This is a genomic window from Bacillus cereus group sp. BfR-BA-01524, assembly GCF_022662595.1.
GTDB lineage: Bacteria > Bacillota > Bacilli > Bacillales > Bacillaceae_G > Bacillus_A > Bacillus_A thuringiensis_S.
This window is the reverse complement of record NZ_JAKUDW010000035.1, coordinates 36,032-56,545: the sequence shown is the minus strand read 5'-3', so window position 1 is coordinate 56,545 and position 20,514 is coordinate 36,032. Positions and strand designations below refer to the sequence as shown.

Below are 20,514 nucleotides of genomic sequence, written 5' to 3'. Positions count from 1 at the left end.
AACAGGAGTAGATGCTTATAACCTGGGCACAGGTATGGGCTATAGTGTACTAGAGATGGTTGAAGCGTTTGAAAAAGTTTCGGGCAAGAAAGTTCCTTATAAAATTACAGAACGTCGCCCAGGTGATGTGGCAGTATGTTTTGCTGATGCATCGAAAGCAAAGCGTGAATTAGGCTGGGAGGCAACACGCGGATTAGAAGAGATGTGTGCAGATTCTTGGAAATGGCAATCAAATAATAAAAATGGATACATGGATAGTGAATTGTAAAAAAACGTTGAGCTAAATGCTTATGATTTAATCTATTAGAGTTAATGACTCTTAATTTACAAGGTTAGATGTATAGAAAGTAGGAAGAAAATGAACTCAATCCTAATCTGCGGCGGAGCCGGATACATCGGCTCTCACGCTGTTAAAAAACTAGTAGATGAAGGTTTATCAGTAGTAGTAGTAGATAACTTACAAACTGGTCATGAAGATGCAATTACGGAAGGTGCGAAGTTTTATAATGGCGACCTTCGTGATAAAACATTTTTAAGGGATGTTTTTAAACAAGAAAATATTGAGGCAGTTATGCACTTTGCAGCTGATTCTTTAGTTGGAGTTAGTATGGAAAAGCCCCTTCAATATTATAATAACAATGTGTATGGTGCACTTTGTTTATTAGAGGTAATGGATGAGTTTAAGGTAGATAAGTTCATTTTCTCTTCTACTGCGGCAACGTATGGTGAGGTAGATGTGGATCTTATTACTGAGGAAACGATGACAAATCCTACGAATACGTATGGAGAGACGAAGTTAGCAATCGAGAAGATGCTTCATTGGTATAGCCAAGCTTCTAATTTACGTTATAAGATTTTCAGATACTTTAACGTGGCTGGTGCAACTCCAGGTGGTATTATTGGAGAGGATCATCGCCCAGAGACACATTTAATTCCTCTTGTGTTGCAAGTGGCTTTAGGTCAACGCGAGAAGATTATGATGTTTGGTGATGATTATAATACACCAGACGGTACTTGTATCCGTGATTATATTCATGTTGAAGATTTAGTAGCGGCTCATTTCTTAGGGCTTAAAGACTTGCAGAACGGCGGAGAGAGTGATTTCTATAACTTAGGAAATGGTAATGGTTTCAGTGTAAAAGAAATCGTTGATGCAGTTCGCGAAGTTACAAATCATGAAATTCCTGCTGAGGTAGCACCGCGCCGTGCGGGCGATCCAGCACGTTTAGTTGCTTCTTCTAAGAAAGCGAAAGAGAAGTTAGGATGGGATCCTAAGTATGTAAATGTGAAAACAATTATTGAGCATGCTTGGAATTGGCATCAAAAGCAACCGAATGGATATGCTAAATAAATATAATAAGTGAAAGAGAGGGTATCGTCGACAAAATATGTTCGACAATACCCTCTCTTTTTTTATAGGATTTTTGCTATACTAAACTGTACTATAATACATGATGGAAGGAGGAGAATGATGAAAATACTTGTGGTTGATGATGAATCGAGTATTCGTAATTTGATTCGGATGCAGTTGGAGATGGAAGGTTATGAAGTATTGGCAGCGGCTGATGGGAGAGAAGCTTTAGAGCGATGGAATGAAGGGCCGGATGTATTGATTTTGGATGTTATGCTTCCGGATACGGATGGGTATGAGTTGCTTCGTTTGTTCCGTGAGAGGGATAGGGATATTCCGGTGCTTATGTTAACGGCAAAGAGTCAGATGAATGATAAGTTGCTTGGATTGCAGCTTGGTGCTGATGATTATGTGACGAAGCCGTTTAATTATGCGGAGCTTATTCTTCGGGTTAAGAATATGGCGCGGCGTGTAAAGAAGACGGAGGCGGCTGTAAGTCATGAAGTAATTGAGGCTGGAGAGATAGTGATTTGTCCTAAGGAAAGAAAGGTACATGTGAGTGGACAAGAGATTCAGTTAACGTACCGAGAGTTTAATTTATGTCAGTTGTTTGTTTCAAATCCGCAGCGTGTGTTTATGAGGGATGAGTTGCTTGAGAAAGTATGGGGATTTGAGTATATCGGAAATACGAGAGCAGTTGATATTATGGTGCAGAGACTTCGAAAGAAGCTTGGGACGAGCGGAGAATATATTAAGACAATTTATGGCGTTGGCTATAAACTGGATTGTTAAGTGGTGATGGTATGTCTTTAAAGCGAAATATGGTGTTTGGAATAGTTGGGCTGTTAATTCCGATTTTTGTTCTTTTATATGCAGTTGTTTATATTACGTTAGAAAAGAATATGTATCATAACGCAGCAGATTCTTTAGAAAAGTTAAGTGTAGAAGCACAAATTTATACGATGAATTATTTAGAGAAGGAAGCAGAAGTGGATACGCTTGGTCCTAATTCACTTTTAATTGCGTCGTATTTAGCGAAGCGTATGGATGTCCGTGTACAGATGATCGGGAAGAATGGTGATGTTGTTGCAGATACACAAAAAGGAGCATTGCTTCACCGTAACATCGACATTGAGAGTTCCTTGAAGGGAAAGAAGTCTTATGTCTTTGAGGAGGGGGATCCCGCTCCCATTCTTTTGTTTTCAAGCCCAGTATATTATGGAAACGATGTCATTGGAAGTATTCGTTTTATAAATGAGTTAACGGGTGAGAAGGAAGTTTTAACAAATGTGAGCTGGACATTCTTAATGGCGTCCCTTTGCCTAGTAGCTACCGGTATTTTCTTTGCGATTCGTTTGGCGAAGTCTCTTCATAAACCAATTGATCAGTTGAGACAAATGGCACAGAGGCTCGCGAATGGTGATTATAAGAGTAAGATTGAGTTAAATGAGTACGTGGAAATTGCTCAGCTTTCCGCATCTTTTAACGCGATGGCTGATGGAATTGAACTGCATATTAAGCAATTGCAGGAGGAGAAAGAGAAGCAGAAAGATTTCCTAGACCGCATTACGCATGAGCTAAAAACACCGCTAACGGCAATTATCGGTTATGTTGATTTAATTCCGAAGTTACAATCGAAAGAAGATGTACAGGAAAGTCTTCGTTATGTATCTGTGGAAAGTGAGCGTTTATTATCACTTGTAGAGGAACTGCTTAAGTCTTCGAAATATGGGAAGAGTACGTTTGAAGTGTCTCCTACAGTTGTGAATATAAAGGAATTGGCAGAAGAAGCAGTTTCAATTGTGAAGCCTCGCCTAAATCAGTTTGAAATTGAAGTGATAAATGAGTTAACGGATGTACATGTTGTTGCGGATTTTGATAAGACGAAGCAAATTTTCTTAAATGTGCTTGATAATGCAATTAAGTATAGTGATGCTTCGCACATTCGTATGAATGTAATTGTAAATGAGCAGGAGGCGAAGGTTTTTGTTCATGATGATGGGATCGGTATAGATGAAGTGGTGCTTGCAGAGTGGAATGAGTCTCCGAAAGGAAAAGCACTTCCTTCTAGTTACGGGAATGGTTATGGTTTGTATATTTGTCAGGAGATTATGAATAAGCAGGGCGGAAGCATGCGTATTGAGAGTAGTGAAGAAATAGGTACTACAATATTCATTACATTTTTGCTTCCGAGAAGAATGGAAGACATAAAAAACTTGAAAGCGGTTAAATGATACATTTATGAAACAATTATGCGGTATTTTCGAAACAACGTTTTTTTATCTTGGAGGTAGGCAGAAATGAAAAGGCTATCATTTCAAATTCTTATGTTTGTCATTTGTATGATTGTTTCTCTTGTTTTGTTTTATGTTATGGAGAAGCAAATATATAATCGAATCAACATTGTAAATGATAAACAAGCCGTTTTACAAAGGGTGAATGAATCTCTTCCAATTGAAGTGAAAGTAAGACATGAAAAGTGGGGAGAAATTGTTGTAACGGATGAAGTTCGTTTGCATACGATTGTTTCATTCTTTGACCGAATTCGAATAGAGCCAGGTGACGTTAAGAGCAAAGAACAAGTATTTACTGGAGAAGTAACGTACTTGAATGGACATAAGCGTACTTTTGCAGTAGGTGACTTGTTCCAGTATGGGGAAAATGTATACGGAAAGAATGGCATGGATCCGATGATTTCAGCACTTCAAACGTATTTATTAAGCCTGTATTACACACCAGAGCGTATTAGTGATTTCTTTGCTTCAGCAAAGGATGTCGTAGTCGTAGTACGTCAAGGCGATGTGGTACGTACTATCAATCTTACGCATTGGATTAATGCGAAGGATACACCAGAATCTGAAGGTCTTCCTCCAATTGATGAGTATCGTAATGACTATGAAAATCTTGAAAAAGCAGATAATGCTAACAAGATGTCACCAAAAGAAATTTTAATGAAGTATGTAGTGAAAAATAAATTTGTATGGTTCTTATGTATTGCGAATGCTTTTGTTTATTTAATTCGTTTCGGCGTTATTAACTGGGTTCCACTTTATTTAACGACAGTTAAAGGATTTTCAAAAGCAGAAGCACATGCGGCATATGCAATCTTTGAAGGTATGGCAATTCCAAGTTCATTAATCGTTGGTTTTTTAAGTGATAAATTATTTAAAGGAAAACGTATGCCATTATGTATTATTAGTATGGTTGGAGTTGTTATTGGTACGTTTATATATTGGCAAGCAACTAGCGTACTTGTTGTAAGTATTGCGGTTTCTATTATTGGTTGTTTAATTTATGTACCACAGTTCTTAATCGGTTTAAGTGCGATGGAATTAGTACCGAAATTTGCAGTAGGTACGACAGTTGGTATGTGTGGTCTATTCGGTTATGTAGGCGGAAGTCTTGTAGCTAACGCAGCAATTGGTGTTATTGTTGATCGTTCTGGCTGGGATGGTTGTTTCATCTTACTATTAACAGGTGCGGTTTTATCAACAATCTTCTTATTTATTGTTCAACGTGGACATGAGAGAAAAGATCCTAAAGTAGCGTAATATTTTGTTTGAAAAGTCATCCAATTATTATTTTGGATGGCTTTTTCTATATAATATAATCTTTCCTTAAATCTATCTTAAAAGATATAATGTCATATTTCTAATCATTGGAATTTTTGTTACAATATAAATGGATGTGTAAAACTTTGTAAAAAGATTGTAATAATATACAATTTATTTTCAGAAAGTTTTATACAATTATGTTATTTATTAAACTATTAATTTATAAAGGGAGAGAGAATATGTTACCAAATACGGTTCGTACTCCAAACAAGAAGAAGAAATGGATTATTATTGGGGTTATTGCACTAATTGTTATTGTAGCGGCAATTAATATTTTTGTTATGCAAGGTAAGAAGAAGGGTGCATCAACAACGTCTGATGCTGTAAGTTTTGAGAAAGTGACAGAGCGTAAGCTGAATAATACAAAGTTAATTTCTGGTCAGGTGAAGCCTGGTAATATTGAAAGTTTTTATGCAGATCCGGCCAAAGGAAAAGTGAAAGATATTGAGGTAAAAGAAGGGCAAGAGGTAGAAAAAGGTACGAAGTTATTCTCTTATGACAATGAAGAGATTAACCTTCAAATGAAGCAAGCTGAGCTTGATCAGAAGATGGCGGATATGCGTTATGATCAAGGGAAAAAGAAGATTGATTCGTTAAAGAAAGAAATTAAGAAGGCGAAAGATAGCGGAGCTGGGAAAGAAGTAACAGATCCGATGGACGAGCAAGTAAACGAGTTAGAGATAGCTCAAAAGACAACTGATCTTGAGAAAGAAAAAGGAAAGTTGCAGAAAGAAGAGTTAAGTAAGAAGCAGAAAGAGCTTACGATCTATAGTAATTTCGCTGGTGTTGTTCAAAAGTTAGATAAAGATGCGGCACAAAGTTCATCTCAAGCGTTAGGTGGTCAAGGAAAATCGTTTTTACAAGTAGCTTCTAAAGACCCATTCCAAGTTCAAGGTACGTTAACTGAGCTTCAGAAGTCACAAATTCAAAAGGATCAAACATTCACTGTAACGGCGAAAGCAAATAATAAGAAGAAGTGGACAGGTAAGATTACAGAGGTAAGTGAGTTCCCTACGAGTGCAGAGATGGCGCAAGCTGGCGGCATGGGTGAAGCAACTCAAAATATGTCTCAGTATACATATAAAGCTAGCCTTGATAGTCAAGATGGTTTATCTCCAGGTTATCACGTTTCTCTGCAAGTAAACTTAGAGAATAAGACGATGATTGCTGTTCCAAGTAAGAGCATTGTAGAAAAAGGCGATGATGCATTTGTTTATGTTGAGGATAAAGGGAAGCTTCGTAAACAAAATGTGAAAAAAGGTTCTACTGATGGAGACTGGACAGAGGTTGTAGAAGGCGTAACAGTGGGGCAAAAGGTGGTTAAAAATCCTTCCGACGATGTGTATGACGGAATGGAAGTGAAAGAGAAATGATTACGTTAAATAATATTGCTAAAACGTATTATCAAGGAAAATTGGCGGTGCCGATTTTGCATGGTATTAGTTTAACGATTCAGAGCGGTGAGTTCGTTTCGATTATGGGACCGTCTGGTTCTGGTAAGTCGACGCTTATGAATATTATTGGTTGCTTAGATCGTCCAACAGAAGGCGAATATATGCTAAATGACGTGAATATCTTAACAGCAGACGAGTCAAAGCTTGCTTTAATTCGTAATGAATATATTGGCTTTGTATTCCAGCATTTTAATTTACTGCCTCGTCTTTCCGCAGTGGAAAATGTTGAGCTTCCGCTCGTATACGGTGGCGTGAAGAAAGCGGAGCGTCGCAAGCGTGCTTTGGAGGCGTTAGGTAAAGTTGGATTAGCGGATCGCGTGCATCATTTACCAAATGAGTTATCCGGTGGACAGAAGCAGCGTGTAGCGATTGCAAGAGCGATTGCAAATAATCCAACGTTCATTATGGCTGATGAACCGACTGGTGCACTTGATACGAAGTCTGGTGAGCAAGTTATGGATATTTTCACGAAGCTTAATGCAGAAGGTACGACGATTGTTATGGTTACGCATGAAGAGGAAGTAGCAGCGTATTCTTCCCGCCGCATTGTACTACGAGACGGGAAAGTTACAGAAGATAGAAGGTGTGCGGTATGAGTTTACTAGATAGTATAAAAATTGCCCTATCTTCTATTTTAGCTCATAAACTACGTTCAGCTCTTACGATGCTTGGTATTATTATCGGGGTAGGTTCGATTATTACTGTCGTTGCAATTGGGCAAGGCGGGGAAGCGATGCTGAAGTCGAAATTCGCAGGTTCTGGTGGTAATAACCTTATGCCAATTCAATTTAAACCAGATATTAATGATGAGTTTGCTATAGGTGGATTTGAAATGCCGAAGTTAACGGAAGAGGATATTTTGGAAGTAAAACAAGTGAAAGATGTTTCACATGTTATTACGACAAACCAGAATTCAGAGGTGCTTGATGTAAATGATAAAAAAGCAAATTTGAATGTTATTGGTCTTGATAATGAATATTTTGCGGTTAATAAAGTAAAGGTCGTAAAGGGACGTACTTTAAATGAATCAGATATTTCTCATGCAAATAACGTTGTGATGATTAGTACAAAAACAGAAGAGACGTTATTTAAGGGCGTAAATCCAGTAGGACAAATTATTGAGATGAAAGGACAACCGATGCAAATTGTCGGTGTGTATACATCTGATAATGAATTTATGGGATTTGAAATGGAAGAAGCGTTAATCCCTCTTACGTTATGGCCTGTTTTATACGGAACAGATGAAATTCAAAGTATCGCAATTCAAGCTAAAAATGTAGACGATTTAGAAGCAGCAGGGAAACAAGCTGTTGATGTATTAAATAGCCGTAAGCCAAGTGAAATTCCGGGTAAATATGAACTGGTTAATTTAAAAGAATTCCAAGAAAATGTTTCTAAAGTTACTAACATTATGACGATGATCATCGGTGGTATCGCTGGTATTTCATTAGTCGTTGGTGGAATTGGTGTTATGAACATCATGCTTGTATCTGTAACGGAGCGTACGCGTGAAATTGGTGTACGTAAAGCACTTGGAGCAACGCGTAGTAAAATTTTATTACAATTTTTAATTGAAGCAGTTATGTTAACACTTCTAGGTGGTTTGATCGGAATTGGTCTTGGGTATGGCGGAGCATATATCGTTTCTACATTCGCAAAATGGCCACCACTTGTTTCATGGGAAGTTGTCGTTGGAGGCGTACTGTTCTCGATGACACTCGGTATTATTTTCGGATTAATTCCAGCAAACAAAGCTGCGAAATTAGATCCAATTGAAGCATTGCGTTATGAGTAATTAATAGTGTAGTAGAACTACACATTACCGTTCTAGTGGGCGGTTCGTAGCCTCTTGCGAGGAAGTGAACCGCCCGTTAGAACGGGTTATATAAATAGAAGGAGGCGTTATAATGGAAGCAAATATTAATACGCAAGATGTAGGTGCGAAGAAGCCATCATTATTAGGAATGATTACTTCTCCAGGTGAGCAGTTTGAGAGAATGAAGACGAAAAGTCCGGTTTGGGGAGTATTTTTCTTATTTGTTATATTAGGAACGATTATAGCAACAGCAGTGTCTTACTTAACATTAATTAGTACTCCAGAATTGGCAAAAGAATTAAATGGTGAAGAAGGGGCAATGGTAAAAGGATTTACCCTTGGTGGAGGCGCACTTGTTGGTCTATTAGGAACACCTATAGGTCTCTTTATTGCGGCAGGTTTTTATAAAATTATTATGATGTTTATGAGCAATGATACACCGTACATGAAAATACTATCGATTTACTTATATGCTAATCTGGTTTATTATATCGGCGGATTGTTAAATGCAGGATTAGGCTTTATTTTTGATGGAAATGGCACTGATGTTTATACAAGTTTAGCTCCTTTATTTGAACAAGGGACAGTAGCACATGGAATTGCCTCTTCAATTGAAATTTTTAATATTTGGAGCCTCATTCTAACAGGACTAGGCTTACACATTGTAGCTGGTTTAAGTAAGAAACAAGCTACGATTTTAATTGTAATCTTCTTTATCCTAACAATTGCATTCGGCGTTGTAAGAGGTTTAGTAAGCGGCTTTGGTGCATAACATATTATTTTAAAAAGGTGACTCTTCAAGAGAGTCACCTTTTTTATTTTTACCCTTACTTCAAATACCGCCAACAAAATTTCAAATACTACATAGTGTAATTTCAAATTCCGTCGGTAGTATTTGAAATTACTCACAGTGAAATCTTTCCCTTATTTTTATATTGTGAAAGTACCGCGGAATACTAGAAAGGTATACCTTTTAGAAACGGGTACTGTGTGAAGCCAGCGACTTTTACAGAGACAGTTGTTTTGTATGAAGGGATGATTGTAAATCAAATAAAGAAGCTAGGTATTCGTCAAGATCATGAAGAGTATTATCAATGTGGTTTAATTGGTCTTTGGCATGCGTATGAAAGATTTGATGCGGAGAAGGGGTATTTCCCTGCATATGCACTTGTAACGGTGCGTGGTTATATATTAGAAAGATTGAAGAAAGAATCTACTTTGCAAGAAAGATGTGTATGTGTAGGTGAGTATGAAGAAATCTTTCATTTTGAAGATGTTGAAATAAGAGTGAAGGATTTTATGAGTGTGTTAGATGAGAAGGAGAAGTATATTATTTTTGAACGTTTTTTTGTAGGAAAGACGATGGGAGAAATCGCTTTAGAGACGGAAATGACATATTATCAAGTAAGATGGATGTATCGGCAAGCACTCGAGAAAATGCGAGATAGTGTAAGAGGATAAAAATAGCAAATAGAATGGAAGGTAAGGTAAGGAAATACTACCTTCCATTCTATTTGTTATTAAGGTGATGAATCTTGCATGTTCATCTGGGATAATACATATCCAGCTTTCCATAATTGCTGACTTAACTTATGGGAACTAATTTGTATCGTTACGGTAGCTCCGTTTGAAAAATGAATTTTAGCTTGTTTAGCTTTTTGGAAAAACTCTATTGTATGAATATGTTTGAAGAAAAGCCAAATACAATTTGGAGAAGCAGGAGATTCTGTTGGGAAAGCACAAATATATTCTCTATGGTTGATCGGAATTGGAACGTTTTGTTTAAATTTAAATTTTGTTTTTACGGCATTACGTCTCCCTTGATAAGTAGAATGAATATTTGTTAGACAAGATTTCTGTATAAGTTGGAGAGCAGTTTGACAGGAGTAAAGATGGTTCCCGCTACTGTCGATAATTTTTGTACGGTAATAAGGGTGTTTACATGGTTCAAGCATCATTGTAGAACTAGAAATAAAAATGTTGTTTTCATTATCCATAATTCTATATCCTCCCTTATAATTTTCGTTCTGAATATAATTATATATAAATTAAGTAAATTGATTGTTAATATTCTATTTCATATTGTAAATTTTGGCTATTCGTTTACAATCAATAGGTGATAGTCTTTCTAATTTGCATCGCTTGTACATATATATGAAAATAGAAAAGAGTAGGCGGTGATATAGTATGAAGAAAAAGTATATTATTATGGCTTTAGTTGTCATTCTCCTAGTATATTTAGCAAACAGCAATCCGAGTAAAGGGGAATATACAGAATGGGCAGCGAAGCAGTTTATGAAGCGAAATGATGTGAGTAAGAAGCTAGATGAAGTTCAAAAAGAGAATGAAGAGGGTCTCCTTGGCGACTTGGCATCGGCCGGTAAAAAGTTAGCGAAAAAGTATGTTGAGCCACAAGTTGGGTTATTAATTGATCATTATACGAAGCGAAATGATTATATATTCTTCTCAACATATACGACTGAGTTTGATATAGGTGAAGAACATTATAAGTACGTATGCGTCGGTTTTTCAAAGATTTTTATTCCGATTGAAATGCCGAAGAAAAAAGACGAATCTGCAAAATGATGCAGATTCGTCTTTTTTATTTTATAGAGTAATTGGAACTTCAGATACATTTTTTTCTACAAGGCGAGCTCCCTTTTTTCTTGTATTTTCATCAATGGATGAAAATACAGATGAGGCAAGGATTGTATCCATTACTTGATTTACGACTTGTGCATCGATGGGTGTGATAGGCGTATCGATAGAAAAAACGACTGTTTTTCCATCTTCTTTCGCGAAAATCAACTCTAGTACTTGCATGTGTTATTTCCTCCTTTGTATTTATCCCGCTATTTACGGGATTCGGGTCTGCTGGTTAAATTGCGGGCTAATAATCAGCGGGGATAAATAAAATCCCCACTGATCTGAGTTTTACTTTATAGTTTAGAAAGATCTGATGTGCTTACAAGTTGTACAGCGTGAAGTGGTGATGCTTGTAAGGAAGCGAGAGCATGAGCTACGTTGTGTACTTGATCTAAGCTCGCATTTGTTTTAACACGTTTAAATTGTTTGCTCTTGAAAACTGTTTTGCCGTTCTTATCTAATCCGTTGTTTAAGACAAGACGTAAAGTTAAATCCATTACGATTGTTTCAATTGCCATGTGTATCACCTCCTTTCACTTTATAAATAGGGTACAAATGTCATGTTTTGGCGTGAAATTTTTTCTTTTTTTTGGTACCCTTAAAAGATTAAGAGAGGAGAATTCTGGATAATGAATCGTAAATGGTTATTTTGGATTCCTGTATTACTATGGATGGGGCTGATTTTCTATTCTTCGGCACAACCATATAAAAAGCAGGATATGCGTTCAGATATTGAACAATATGTAAATGTTGAATTTGTGAAAGAGCATTTTTCATGGGTATCTATCGATTATGGTGGAGGAACCCCTGTTAGTATTGCGAATAAAGGTGTAGGCGGATTTATTGAGTTTTTCCTTCGTAAAGGTGCTCATTTTATGGTGTTCTTTATGCTAGGTTCATTGATTTATTACGCTTTTCATCGATCAGGTCATTCGAGGAAAAGATGTTTTATATATGCTCTTCTTTTCGTGGCAGGTTATGCAACATTTGATGAAATCCATCAATGGTATACGGGGGACCGTACACCAATGTGGCAAGATTCATTGCTTGATACGTGCGGCGGATTAACCGGGATTATAATAAGTAATTGGTTTTGGAATAGAAAAAAGAGCTAATCTCATTATGAGATTAGCTCTTTGTGTTTTATGTTTATACACCAAGTAATTCTTTTAGTTCGTCTGTTGATAGTTCAGTCATCCAACTATCGCTTGTGATGACCGCATTGTTTAGAGATTGTTTTCTTTCTAGCATTTCATCAATTTTTTCTTCTAACGTTCCTGTTGTAATGAGTTTGTGAACATGCACAAATCGTTTTTGACCGATACGATATGCGCGGTCTGTTGCTTGATTTTCCACAGCTGGATTCCACCAACGATCGTAGTGAATGACATGGTTGGCAGCGGTTAAGTTTAGTCCTGTTCCGCCAGCTTTTAAGGATAAGATGAAAATGTCATACGTTCCGTTTTGGAACTCCTCAATCATCTTGTCACGATCTTTTTTCGGTACACTACCGTTTAAGAAGAGGACACGCTGGCCGAATTTTTCTTCTAGCACACGTTTTAGCATGTTCCCCATACCGATGTATTGAGTGAAGATGAGGCAACTTTCATTTTGATCTTTTATATTTTCGATGAGCTCCATTAACGTTTTTGTTTTCATGGAGCGTTCAACGACATTTTGTGGTTCTTCTTCTTTTAAATAAAGAGCAGGATGATTACAAATTTGTTTTAGCTTGTTCAGCATAAGTAATATAAAGCCGCGTCTTTCAATTCCACTTAATCCCTCGACATTTTGCAGTGTATCTTGAACAAGTTGTTCATATAAGGAAGCTTGTTCACCAGTAAGAGGACAGTAAGCTTTTTGTTCTTGTTTATCTGGTAAATTTAACGCAACTGTTTGATCTTTCTTCGTTCGGCGCAGTAAAAATGGTGAGATAAACCGTTGAACTTGCTGGATTTTTCCTTCATCACGATCCTTTTCAATCGGTGTGACGAAGCGGCGCTGGAATTGCCCTAAGCTTCCGAGATATCCATGATTAATAAAGTCGAAAATGGACCAAAGTTCAGCGAGGCGATTTTCCATCGGTGTACCAGTTAAAGCGATTTTGTGATTTGCTTGCAAGTTTCGTACTGCTTTCGACTGTTTCGTATGTGGGTTCTTAATATTTTGTGCTTCATCCAAAATAACAGCATCCCAGCATAATGAAGTCAGTTCTTCCTCATCGAGCTGAGCCAATGCATAAGATGTTAATACAACATCTGCCGATTGAAGGAAATCTTCAAATAAATTGCCCTTATCTCTATTACTTCCGTAATGTAATTGAACACGTAAATTCGGTGCGAAACGCTCAAATTCTTTTTGCCAATTTCCAAGAACAGATGTCGGTGCTACGATTAATGCAGGGCCTGTTTTGAGATTGTTTTCTTTTATATATAGTAAGTAAGAGATTGTTTGAATACTTTTCCCAAGTCCCATATCGTCAGCTAGCAATGCTCCAAATCCAAGCTTTCGTAAATATAATAACCATTCAATACCGTGTTGTTGATACGGACGAAGTGTTGCGTTTAGTGAAGTAGGGACGTCTACTTTTGGAATATCTCCAATATGAAGTAGCTTTTGGAATAGCTCTTCATAATATCCATCTAGTTCGATTTCAATATCAGTAAACGGGCTATTATCTTCTACAATTTCCGTTTCAGCCGTATTTGATAAATGTTGCTGCAGGACATCTTTCATCTCTAGTCCGTATTTATCGGCACGGTTTATTAGTTTCCTTACTTCTTCGATAAAGGCTGGATCTAGTCGCATCCATTGACCGTTTATATTAAATAGACGTTTGTTTTGTTCAACGAGTTCGAAAAATTCGCTTTCCGATAAATCAATGCCGTTCGTCGAAATGCGCCAGTCAAAATTAACGAGCGTATTCATACCGAAGAACGATTGTGTTTGTGCTGTATTTTGCTTCAACTGGACACGTAATTTCGGTTTTGTTGCTTTTAAATTTTGCCACCATGATGGTAGTAAAATTGTAATGCCGGCTGCAAGTAATTCATTGCTTGCTTCTGTTAAGAAGTTCCACGCTTCGGTTTCAAAGAGCTCATTTCGGAACGTATCTCCTTCTTTTAACCACGGTATGAGCTTACTAAAACCTTCTTGTGTTTCTGTAATCCGTTCCTCGTAATCGTGCCATCTTTTCGGTAAGGAATCGATGTTTTCATATACATATATGCGATGCGCCCCGCGCTTTGGTGTCACAATTGTTTCAAGCTTCCACATTTCAAATTCTTCTTGTGGTTCTTGCAGTCTTAGTCCGATTGTAAACGGAAGATCATCTTCAATATAACCAATTTTTCGAAGCCAATCTTCTTCATGTAGTGCTGTTTCTAATTGTCTTTTCGTAAAGTCGTAATGTTCATATAGTCTTTTTGCATCTTCCCAGCCATCATTTGAGCGATTATCTTGTAATATGCTTTCATTAACTGCTGCTGAGAAAAGAGATGCTAATGTGTCATCTTCAATTGGTGTATTTTGAACTTTCCAAGATGGTTGTTTGGACCAATGATTCATATTTGGTACGAAGCTACCACTCGTAAAGGCATCCCATAATTCATTTGCATCTTTCGTAAGGGCTGTAATAGGTCCGTTTATTTGCATATGTGCAAATGAATTCATCGGTTTGTTTGCAATGTATTCAAAGGCTTGTGCATTTGTTAGCAGCACACCTTGTTTTCCTTCGAAGGTTGCTTCTTTTAGAAACGTACCGTAGAAAGAAGTGGAGTGCCATGTGAATGCATTTCGTTTCCAACTTGTTACGGATAATGGAGTACCGCTGTCATCTTCTCCCCAAAGGAACCAACCTTGACTAACATGCTGGAGCCTAATTGTTACTTCAGTTTGATTGATCATCGATTAATTTTCCTTTCCGTAATTCCTCTTGTAGTGCACGCAGACGTGAATGGAGATTGGCAATGTGAATAATGAAAGCATCCCATTCATCGGTGCGTTTTAATCGTTTATATAATGTACGTAATTTCTTTAAGTAACGAACTGCGCGTTTATATGATTTACGATTTCGTTCTTCAATCGCCTCTACAGCAGCAAGATGGTAAAGCGGAAGTGCCGCTTCTGGCGCTTCTTTTTCAATATCTTTCAGTGGCTCTTTTAACAGTTCAATTGCTTCAAATCCATATAGGAGATGAAGTTCTGCCCATGTGCGATACTGTTTTTTCGCGAGTACGTACTGTTCATAGTTTGTGAAACTATACGGTAATAGTTCTTGTAAGATCATTTCGAAACCAGCTTGTTCATTTGTATGTGTTGCATATGTTTCATACATGATTACAAATAGCCGAACGACATCTTTTATAAAAATCGTATTTTCGTGATCTTGGATCGTTTTCTTTACTTGTTTATACGTAAAGGAAAGCCAATTTTTTGCACGATTCCACTGCATGGCACTTAATAGTTCTTCTAACCAATAGAAGTATAGACTCACAACAGAAGCAGGCTGTTTTTTTAGTAAGTCCATCGCTAGTAGATCTTCGTCATTCAAAAAGAGAAGATGGGAAGACGCTAACGCTTTGGATAGTGGATTGATTTTCGTATCGATTCGTTTTTCTTCTTCTTGTATTTTCTCTTTATTGTTTAAAAGTTCACTCCATATGTGACGATAAATGAAAAATCGCTCTTGCGTATAAGTGTCGGTAGAGAAGAATACTTCATGAACGAGACGAGCTGTTTCTTGTAAAATTATTTCAGACTCTGAAGGAATCGCTTCTGATTGTAAGTCCCGAACGATGGATTCCACTTTGTCTACAAATAGGCGAATGACATTAACAGGTTGGTGATAAGAATACGTTTTGTTTGCGTCGAATGCCTGAATTTCTTCTAATAACTTTTGAAAGCAGTAAAGTGCTGCGTGTAATCTGAATAATTCATGTATCGCAATGACACGCGGAGCTTTCCGCTCAAGTTTCGTATAGAAATCTGTAAAGATACTCATAAGAAAATACATTTGTTTATAAGTAAGCCGAGCTTGTTCTTTTTTAAATGATTCATATTCTTTTTCAAAATACGATTGCCAACTTTTATAATCCGTTTCTTCAAAAGCTGATGATTGCAATACTTGTCTTGCAGTTCGAATAGGAGGAAGGGAAGGTTTCGTATTATTTTTAAATAAAGTTAATACATCTCCTACTTGCCCGAAACTAGACGCTGCAGATAGTAATACAGCAAGCATATGCTCACATTGTGTTGGTGCGAAGCAATCACAATAACTTTCAGCGACGTTACGAATCGGAATATGAACGCTATATACGTTGCCTTCCGCATCTACAGTTCCTGATAGTGTATAACCATCAAAGTCAACGTTATAGACAACACCACTACGATATAGGTGCCGAGCTGTAGCGACATGTTCCTGATCAGCTGTTTGCTGTGGATCTAGTCCTTGAACGAACTCATTCGCAATCATCATAATTTCATCTTTCGTAATTGAGTGTTGCAGCATAATATTCCTCCGTACACATATTTCTTTCCTTTACCATTATAAACAAAAAATGCTCAAAACAGAAAAAATGAAATTTGGATTACATAACTTGAAAATCATGGTAATATATAAAATGTTAATTTCATATATTAATATATACGTATAGGAGGAGAAATGATTTGTCAGATTTACAGACGAAGTTAGGTAGTGGAATGAATAAGTTACAAGAAGGAATAGAACAAGGGAAAATGAAGTTGCAAGTTGCACAAGAAATTGCTCAATTGAAAAAGGGAATGCAAGTGCAAATGCAGAAAAAAGCAGAGGTTCTATTAGAGGTTGGACAGCAAGTGTACGTTCAATTAAGAGGAAATGGAGTAAATGAAGCGAGCTTAAAAGAAATGATTGCTCCAGTTCAAGAATTTGATGTAGCTATTTATCAAGCAAGAAAACGCATTGTTGAATTGCAAAAACAACAAGGTGAAAAAGCTACATGTGAATGTGGTGGACCTTTATCAATAAATGATAAGTTTTGTGGTTCGTGTGGAAAGCCTAACCCAATGTTAGCAGTAGAAAATGAAGGTGAAACGGTAAATTGTATTTCATGTAATGAGCATATCGATAAAAACTCTACTTACTGTCCAGTTTGTGGAATTAAGCAAAGTGGGGAGTGAATTAAATGTATTGTCGCACATGTGGAAAACAACATGGTGAAGAAGTAAATTATTGTCCAAATGAAGGTAGTATGGAGATTGCAGGAGCTATAGATGCAATAACATTAGAAAAAGATACTGCAAAATACTGCAAAGGTTGTGGCAATGAAAATGCTCAAAAAAATTTATATTGTCAAAAGTGTGGGTATTCTTTATTTGTTGCGAAGAAAAAAGAACACTCTGTAAAATTGCCTACAATGGATGGTGCTCCTAAAGTTGAATTTAAAGCAGATAAAGCCGTTTTACAAAAAGGTTTTATTGGTGGGGCTGTTGCAAGTATTCTCATGTTAATTGCTGGTTGGATTGGTAGTTTATTATTTTCTTCTATAATAAGTGAGATGTTTAGCAAATTTGCGAAAGAATTAGATATGTTGCCGAATTTTTATTCGAGTGCAACTTCTACGATGTTAAGTTATCATTTACTTGGTTTTACAGCTAACGACGATAGTGGATTGATATTTTCTTTATCTTGGCATACTCCATTTACATTACTATTAATCATTCCATTTATTATTTTCGCTGGTACAGGAATTTGGTTAGGGAAGCAGCATGTTGCGAAAACGATTAAAGATCAAATTTTTATGGCATCAACAGTTGGTATTATTTATGGCGTCTTTTTATTCATTATAAGTTTTATAGCATCACAATCTTTTGCAATTCCATTCTCAGAAGCAGGTAAGATTACGGTTGGCTATTCAGCGATTAAGAGTTTATTGAGTGGTTTTGTATGTGGGACATTATTTACTTTATTAGGATTTATTGCTCATACAAGCAAAAACAATATGGCAGCAGCATTTCAAGAGTTAATGCCATATGGAGCGTCTGTTTATTACGGTGTTTCAGCTATGATAAAAGGACTTTTAGTAACAGCAGTAGCGGTTTGTATTATGGCGTTAGTAAGTAAGGAAGATGGTATTGAACCATTAAAAGAAATAACAACTTTAAAATCAGAAAGTACATTATTAGCATTAGAGTTAACACCTCAATTATGGAGTATGGCTCATTTTGCGCCGTTAGAAGTATCAAGTCCAGCACTTAGTAAAGAATTTACTGGAATTGGTAAGAAATCAAAAGCATATGAGAGCACACTATCATTTTCATTTATATCAGGCGTCTCTGTAAATGGCGTAGAGCTTAGAGAGATATTGATTTCAAAAGGAGCAAATGAGGAAAGCCTTGCAGAATTTGATAAAGTGAATAACGTATTCCATTATGGTTTATTACTGCTTATTATTCCATTGTTCTTTATGTTTAGAGCGGGAAGAAAGTTAGCTAAATTATCGACTGCCAATATATATATTACATTAGCGGTATGCAGTGGTTCTTACACAATTATGATGATTGTAATGAATATGATTTCTAAGTTCCAAATTAATGTTTCAGGAACTGTAACAGGTTTATTTGGAACAAGTGGAACGGTATTATCTATGCAAAATTCATTTATATATTTAACTTTGTTTAGCTTGATTGTGACATATGTAGCAGCATTTGCTGGAATGAAATTAGCTAAAAAATAGGAGGAGAGCACGTTGAAGTTTTGTGGAACATGTAAAAAGAACGTTGCAGACCATTTGAACTTTTGTCCTGAGTGTGGGAGTAAAGTAGAAGTAATCGTTGATAACACTGCTGCTTCATATACAGAATTACAAAGCGAGACAAAACCAGTGAAAAGTAAGAAAAATTTATTTTTAATCATTGGTTTTGCTATTATTGTTATTTTATTATTTGGGGCATATAAATTTGGAGCATATAAGTTTTCAAAAGAAAAGCAAGTAAATGTAATGATTGAAGCATTCCAAAAGAAAGATATTAACGCAATTGATGAGTTTGTGAAAGCAAATGATTCAAGTTTAAAGATTAAGACAGAGGATATTAAAGCGTACATGCGTTATTTAAAAGAGAATCCTTCTTACAACAAACAATTGTTGTCTTATTTACAGAAAGAGACAGTAGATCAAAAGTTAACAAAAGATAAACCTGCATTTAAAGACGGGGAAATAGTAGAAGAGGGAAAAGAGTGGTTCTTATATCCAAAGTATAAGTTCAGCATGAAATCTTATTATGTGAATGTAAGTACAACTGCAAAGAATGCAGAAATATATGTGAATGACAAAAAAGAAGCAGAACTTTCTAGTGATAAAAATTCGAAAGAGTTGGGGCCATACTTCCCAGGTACATATGTTGTAAAGGCAACGGCGAAGACAGAACTTACTGAATTAGAAACAGAGAAAGAAGTAGATTTAGCGGATGAGCAGAGCGAGAAAGTGAAAGTGGATTTATCGCTTGAAGGCAAGTATGTAAGCATTTCTTCTGATGAAAGTGATGCAACTGTATTTGTGAACGGGAAAAAACGTGGAAAATTAAGTTATGGAAGTTATAAACTTGGCCCTGTATCCACAGATGAAACAGTAGAAGTACATTTAGAGAAAACTACTGATTTTGGTGTGATGAAATCTGAAAGTATTAAAATTGGAGACCAAAGCACGTATTACTTAAAATTCCCGAAAGAAACATCAAATTCAGCAGTGGGCGAATTTGTAAGAAATCATATTTATGATAACGTACGTGCAATTTCATTAAATGATTTTAGTTTAATTGAAAATAATTATGATAAGAGCGGGAAATCGTATAAGGAAGACCGTGATTATATACAGTATTTACACAAAAAAGGAATTACGGAAGACTTATTAACGATGGAAGTTCGTAATGTAGAGCGTCAAAGTGATACGAAATATAAAGTAACGACATATGAAGAGTATCATATTCGTTACGGTGATGGATCTGTGAAGTTCAAAAGTTTTAATAACGAACATATTGTAACTGTGAATGGAAATGGAAAGATGTTGTATTATTCTCTTGGTGCAAATAATACGTTGAAATCAGAAGATGTATCTGGTCCAACTCGTTAATATGAAAGAGGCTGTTCAATATTTGAACAGCCTCTTTTTTGTAGCTAAATCGATATTTTGTGTCAAACCGTTGATATATCGTAAGTTATGATAGATATAATTGAAAAATCGTTGATATATTTTTCTTGAATTTTGTTCATGAAGGGAAAATAAAAAAGATATCACTTAGCCGAAAAATCCGGCGAGGTGATATCTTTTTTTACGATTATGAGTGCGTTTCCTTTAATATCGCTTGTACATACGAATCATGTAATATTTGCTCTATAATTGGCAACATATTTTGTTCAAATGGAATGTCGATAGGAAATGGCTTTTGAGAACCTGGTTTTATTCCATATTGCACAATTTTGTAATGTGTATTGTTTTCAGACTTGAGCACAATTAACTTATAGCGGTTATCATCGCCAGCGAGTGAGAAATCAATAGAAGTAGCGTTATATGTTACGTCATCTTTATATATGTACGGTTTTGGCGTACCAATCCAGTCTACTTTTGCTTGTACATTCATGGGCATAGCCTCCTTATA

At 36.4% G+C, this 20,514-nt stretch carries 20 protein-coding genes and 2 pseudogenes; 16 read left to right on the top strand and 6 right to left on the bottom strand.

Annotation, left to right across the window (positions count from 1 at the left end; genetic code table 11):
* The 11 genes and pseudogenes from MR170_RS14835 to MR170_RS14785 all read left to right on the top strand — a co-directional run.
* Window positions 1–268 (top strand): GDP-mannose 4,6-dehydratase (locus MR170_RS14835; RefSeq protein WP_242308554.1); only part of this gene is annotated, 268 nt, incomplete at its 5' end.
* 90 nt (window positions 269–358) lie between these two features.
* Window positions 359–1,351: a UDP-glucose 4-epimerase GalE gene (gene galE / locus MR170_RS14830; RefSeq protein WP_242308552.1), complete on the top strand. Its 993-nt coding sequence runs from the start codon at window positions 359–361 to the stop codon at window positions 1,349–1,351.
* Between the two features lie 120 nt (window positions 1,352–1,471).
* Complete coding sequence (locus tag MR170_RS14825) at window positions 1,472–2,143, top strand: response regulator transcription factor (protein WP_000699553.1); 672 nt, start codon at window positions 1,472–1,474, stop codon at window positions 2,141–2,143.
* Between the two features lie 11 nt (window positions 2,144–2,154).
* Entirely contained in the window at window positions 2,155–3,585 is a 1,431-nt protein-coding gene (locus tag MR170_RS14820; protein WP_242308550.1) for a HAMP domain-containing sensor histidine kinase, read from the top strand.
* 66 nt (window positions 3,586–3,651) lie between these two features.
* Window positions 3,652–4,191 (top strand): annotated as a pseudogene (locus MR170_RS14815) (DUF3919 family protein); the annotation flags it as partial.
* Window positions 4,174–4,902 (top strand): annotated as a pseudogene (locus MR170_RS14810) (MFS transporter); the annotation flags it as partial. The pseudogenes MR170_RS14815 and MR170_RS14810, both read left to right, overlap by 18 nt.
* A gap of 242 nt (window positions 4,903–5,144) precedes the next feature.
* Entirely contained in the window at window positions 5,145–6,338 is a 1,194-nt protein-coding gene (locus tag MR170_RS14805; RefSeq protein ID WP_016079689.1) for an efflux RND transporter periplasmic adaptor subunit, read from the top strand.
* Window positions 6,335–7,015 carry an ABC transporter ATP-binding protein gene (locus MR170_RS14800; RefSeq protein WP_000631624.1) on the top strand — a complete coding sequence of 227 codons (681 nt, stop codon included), beginning with the start codon at window positions 6,335–6,337 and terminating at the stop codon, window positions 7,013–7,015. The genes MR170_RS14805 and MR170_RS14800 overlap by 4 nt, the downstream gene beginning before the upstream one ends.
* A complete protein-coding gene (locus MR170_RS14795; protein WP_000054363.1) occupies window positions 7,012–8,214 on the top strand; it encodes an ABC transporter permease in 1,203 nt (400 codons plus the stop codon). Before MR170_RS14800 ends, MR170_RS14795 begins: the two co-directional genes overlap by 4 nt.
* 112 nt (window positions 8,215–8,326) lie before the next feature.
* The gene (gene yknW / locus MR170_RS14790; protein WP_242308548.1) at window positions 8,327–9,007 is read left to right on the top strand and encodes a YknW family membrane protein; all 681 of its coding nucleotides are present in this window, start codon (window positions 8,327–8,329) and stop codon (window positions 9,005–9,007) included.
* Between the two features lie 218 nt (window positions 9,008–9,225).
* A complete protein-coding gene (locus MR170_RS14785; protein ID WP_242308547.1) occupies window positions 9,226–9,696 on the top strand; it encodes a sigma-70 family RNA polymerase sigma factor in 471 nt (156 codons plus the stop codon).
* Window positions 9,697–9,755: 59 nt separating this feature from the next.
* Here MR170_RS14785 and MR170_RS14780 read toward each other — a convergent pair whose 3' ends face one another.
* Window positions 9,756–10,232 (bottom strand): competence protein ComK, encoded by a 477-nt coding sequence (locus MR170_RS14780; protein WP_242308545.1) that lies wholly within the window; start codon window positions 10,230–10,232, stop codon window positions 9,756–9,758.
* A gap of 190 nt (window positions 10,233–10,422) precedes the next feature.
* Between MR170_RS14780 and MR170_RS14775 the strand changes: the two genes are divergently transcribed.
* Window positions 10,423–10,821 carry a DUF4359 domain-containing protein gene (locus tag MR170_RS14775; RefSeq protein WP_000731400.1) on the top strand — a complete coding sequence of 133 codons (399 nt, stop codon included), beginning with the start codon at window positions 10,423–10,425 and terminating at the stop codon, window positions 10,819–10,821.
* Between the two features lie 21 nt (window positions 10,822–10,842).
* On the opposite strand, the gene MR170_RS14770 is transcribed toward MR170_RS14775, so the two are convergent.
* Together MR170_RS14770 and MR170_RS14765 are read right to left on the bottom strand one after the other, a co-directional pair.
* Window positions 10,843–11,058, bottom strand: coding sequence for a DUF2922 domain-containing protein (locus MR170_RS14770; RefSeq protein WP_001197593.1), 216 nt, complete (start codon window positions 11,056–11,058; stop codon window positions 10,843–10,845).
* Window positions 11,059–11,174: 116 nt separating this feature from the next.
* A complete protein-coding gene (locus tag MR170_RS14765) occupies window positions 11,175–11,399 on the bottom strand; it encodes a DUF1659 domain-containing protein (protein WP_000963861.1) in 225 nt (74 codons plus the stop codon).
* A gap of 111 nt (window positions 11,400–11,510) precedes the next feature.
* Here MR170_RS14765 and MR170_RS14760 point away from each other — a divergent pair, with 111 nt between their 5' ends.
* Window positions 11,511–11,996, top strand: coding sequence for a VanZ family protein (locus MR170_RS14760; protein WP_023523524.1), 486 nt, complete (start codon window positions 11,511–11,513; stop codon window positions 11,994–11,996).
* A gap of 34 nt (window positions 11,997–12,030) precedes the next feature.
* Here MR170_RS14760 and MR170_RS14755 read toward each other — a convergent pair whose 3' ends face one another.
* Complete coding sequence (locus MR170_RS14755; RefSeq protein ID WP_242308543.1) at window positions 12,031–14,787, bottom strand: DEAD/DEAH box helicase; 2,757 nt, start codon at window positions 14,785–14,787, stop codon at window positions 12,031–12,033.
* Entirely contained in the window at window positions 14,771–16,390 is a 1,620-nt protein-coding gene (locus MR170_RS14750) for an SWIM zinc finger family protein (protein ID WP_242308541.1), read from the bottom strand. Before MR170_RS14750 ends, MR170_RS14755 begins: the two co-directional genes overlap by 17 nt.
* Window positions 16,391–16,548: 158 nt before the next feature.
* Here MR170_RS14750 and MR170_RS14745 point away from each other — a divergent pair, with 158 nt between their 5' ends.
* The 3 genes from MR170_RS14745 to MR170_RS14735 are packed head-to-tail and all read left to right on the top strand — an operon-like array spanning window position 16,549 to window position 19,988.
* Window positions 16,549–17,040, top strand: coding sequence for a zinc ribbon domain-containing protein (locus MR170_RS14745; protein ID WP_001281749.1), 492 nt, complete (start codon window positions 16,549–16,551; stop codon window positions 17,038–17,040).
* Window positions 17,041–17,045: 5 nt separating this feature from the next.
* Complete coding sequence (locus tag MR170_RS14740; RefSeq protein WP_242308540.1) at window positions 17,046–18,596, top strand: zinc ribbon domain-containing protein; 1,551 nt, start codon at window positions 17,046–17,048, stop codon at window positions 18,594–18,596.
* Window positions 18,597–18,608: 12 nt separating this feature from the next.
* Entirely contained in the window at window positions 18,609–19,988 is a 1,380-nt protein-coding gene (locus tag MR170_RS14735; protein WP_043935838.1) for a zinc ribbon domain-containing protein, read from the top strand.
* A gap of 205 nt (window positions 19,989–20,193) precedes the next feature.
* Here the strand turns inward: MR170_RS14735 and MR170_RS14730 are convergent, their stop codons facing one another.
* The gene (locus MR170_RS14730; protein WP_242308539.1) at window positions 20,194–20,496 is read right to left on the bottom strand and encodes a DUF3910 family protein; all 303 of its coding nucleotides are present in this window, start codon (window positions 20,494–20,496) and stop codon (window positions 20,194–20,196) included.
* Between the last annotated feature and the right edge of the window lie 18 nt (window positions 20,497–20,514).

Coding starts and splice junctions, on each gene's coding strand:
- galE (WP_242308552.1), top strand. CDS start 359: ATGAACTCAATCCTAATCTGCGGCGGAGCCGGATACATCGGCTCTCAC.
- MR170_RS14825 (WP_000699553.1), top strand. CDS start 1,472: ATGAAAATACTTGTGGTTGATGATGAATCGAGTATTCGTAATTTGATT.
- MR170_RS14820 (WP_242308550.1), top strand. CDS start 2,155: ATGTCTTTAAAGCGAAATATGGTGTTTGGAATAGTTGGGCTGTTAATT.
- MR170_RS14805 (WP_016079689.1), top strand. CDS start 5,145: ATGTTACCAAATACGGTTCGTACTCCAAACAAGAAGAAGAAATGGATT.
- MR170_RS14800 (WP_000631624.1), top strand. CDS start 6,335: ATGATTACGTTAAATAATATTGCTAAAACGTATTATCAAGGAAAATTG.
- MR170_RS14795 (WP_000054363.1), top strand. CDS start 7,012: ATGAGTTTACTAGATAGTATAAAAATTGCCCTATCTTCTATTTTAGCT.
- yknW (WP_242308548.1), top strand. CDS start 8,327: ATGGAAGCAAATATTAATACGCAAGATGTAGGTGCGAAGAAGCCATCA.
- MR170_RS14780 (WP_242308545.1), bottom strand. CDS start 10,232: ATGGATAATGAAAACAACATTTTTATTTCTAGTTCTACAATGATGCTT.
- MR170_RS14775 (WP_000731400.1), top strand. CDS start 10,423: ATGAAGAAAAAGTATATTATTATGGCTTTAGTTGTCATTCTCCTAGTA.
- MR170_RS14770 (WP_001197593.1), bottom strand. CDS start 11,058: ATGCAAGTACTAGAGTTGATTTTCGCGAAAGAAGATGGAAAAACAGTC.
- MR170_RS14765 (WP_000963861.1), bottom strand. CDS start 11,399: ATGGCAATTGAAACAATCGTAATGGATTTAACTTTACGTCTTGTCTTA.
- MR170_RS14760 (WP_023523524.1), top strand. CDS start 11,511: ATGAATCGTAAATGGTTATTTTGGATTCCTGTATTACTATGGATGGGG.
- MR170_RS14755 (WP_242308543.1), bottom strand. CDS start 14,787: ATGATCAATCAAACTGAAGTAACAATTAGGCTCCAGCATGTTAGTCAA.
- MR170_RS14750 (WP_242308541.1), bottom strand. CDS start 16,390: ATGCTGCAACACTCAATTACGAAAGATGAAATTATGATGATTGCGAAT.
- MR170_RS14740 (WP_242308540.1), top strand. CDS start 17,046: ATGTATTGTCGCACATGTGGAAAACAACATGGTGAAGAAGTAAATTAT.
- MR170_RS14730 (WP_242308539.1), bottom strand. CDS start 20,496: ATGAATGTACAAGCAAAAGTAGACTGGATTGGTACGCCAAAACCGTAC.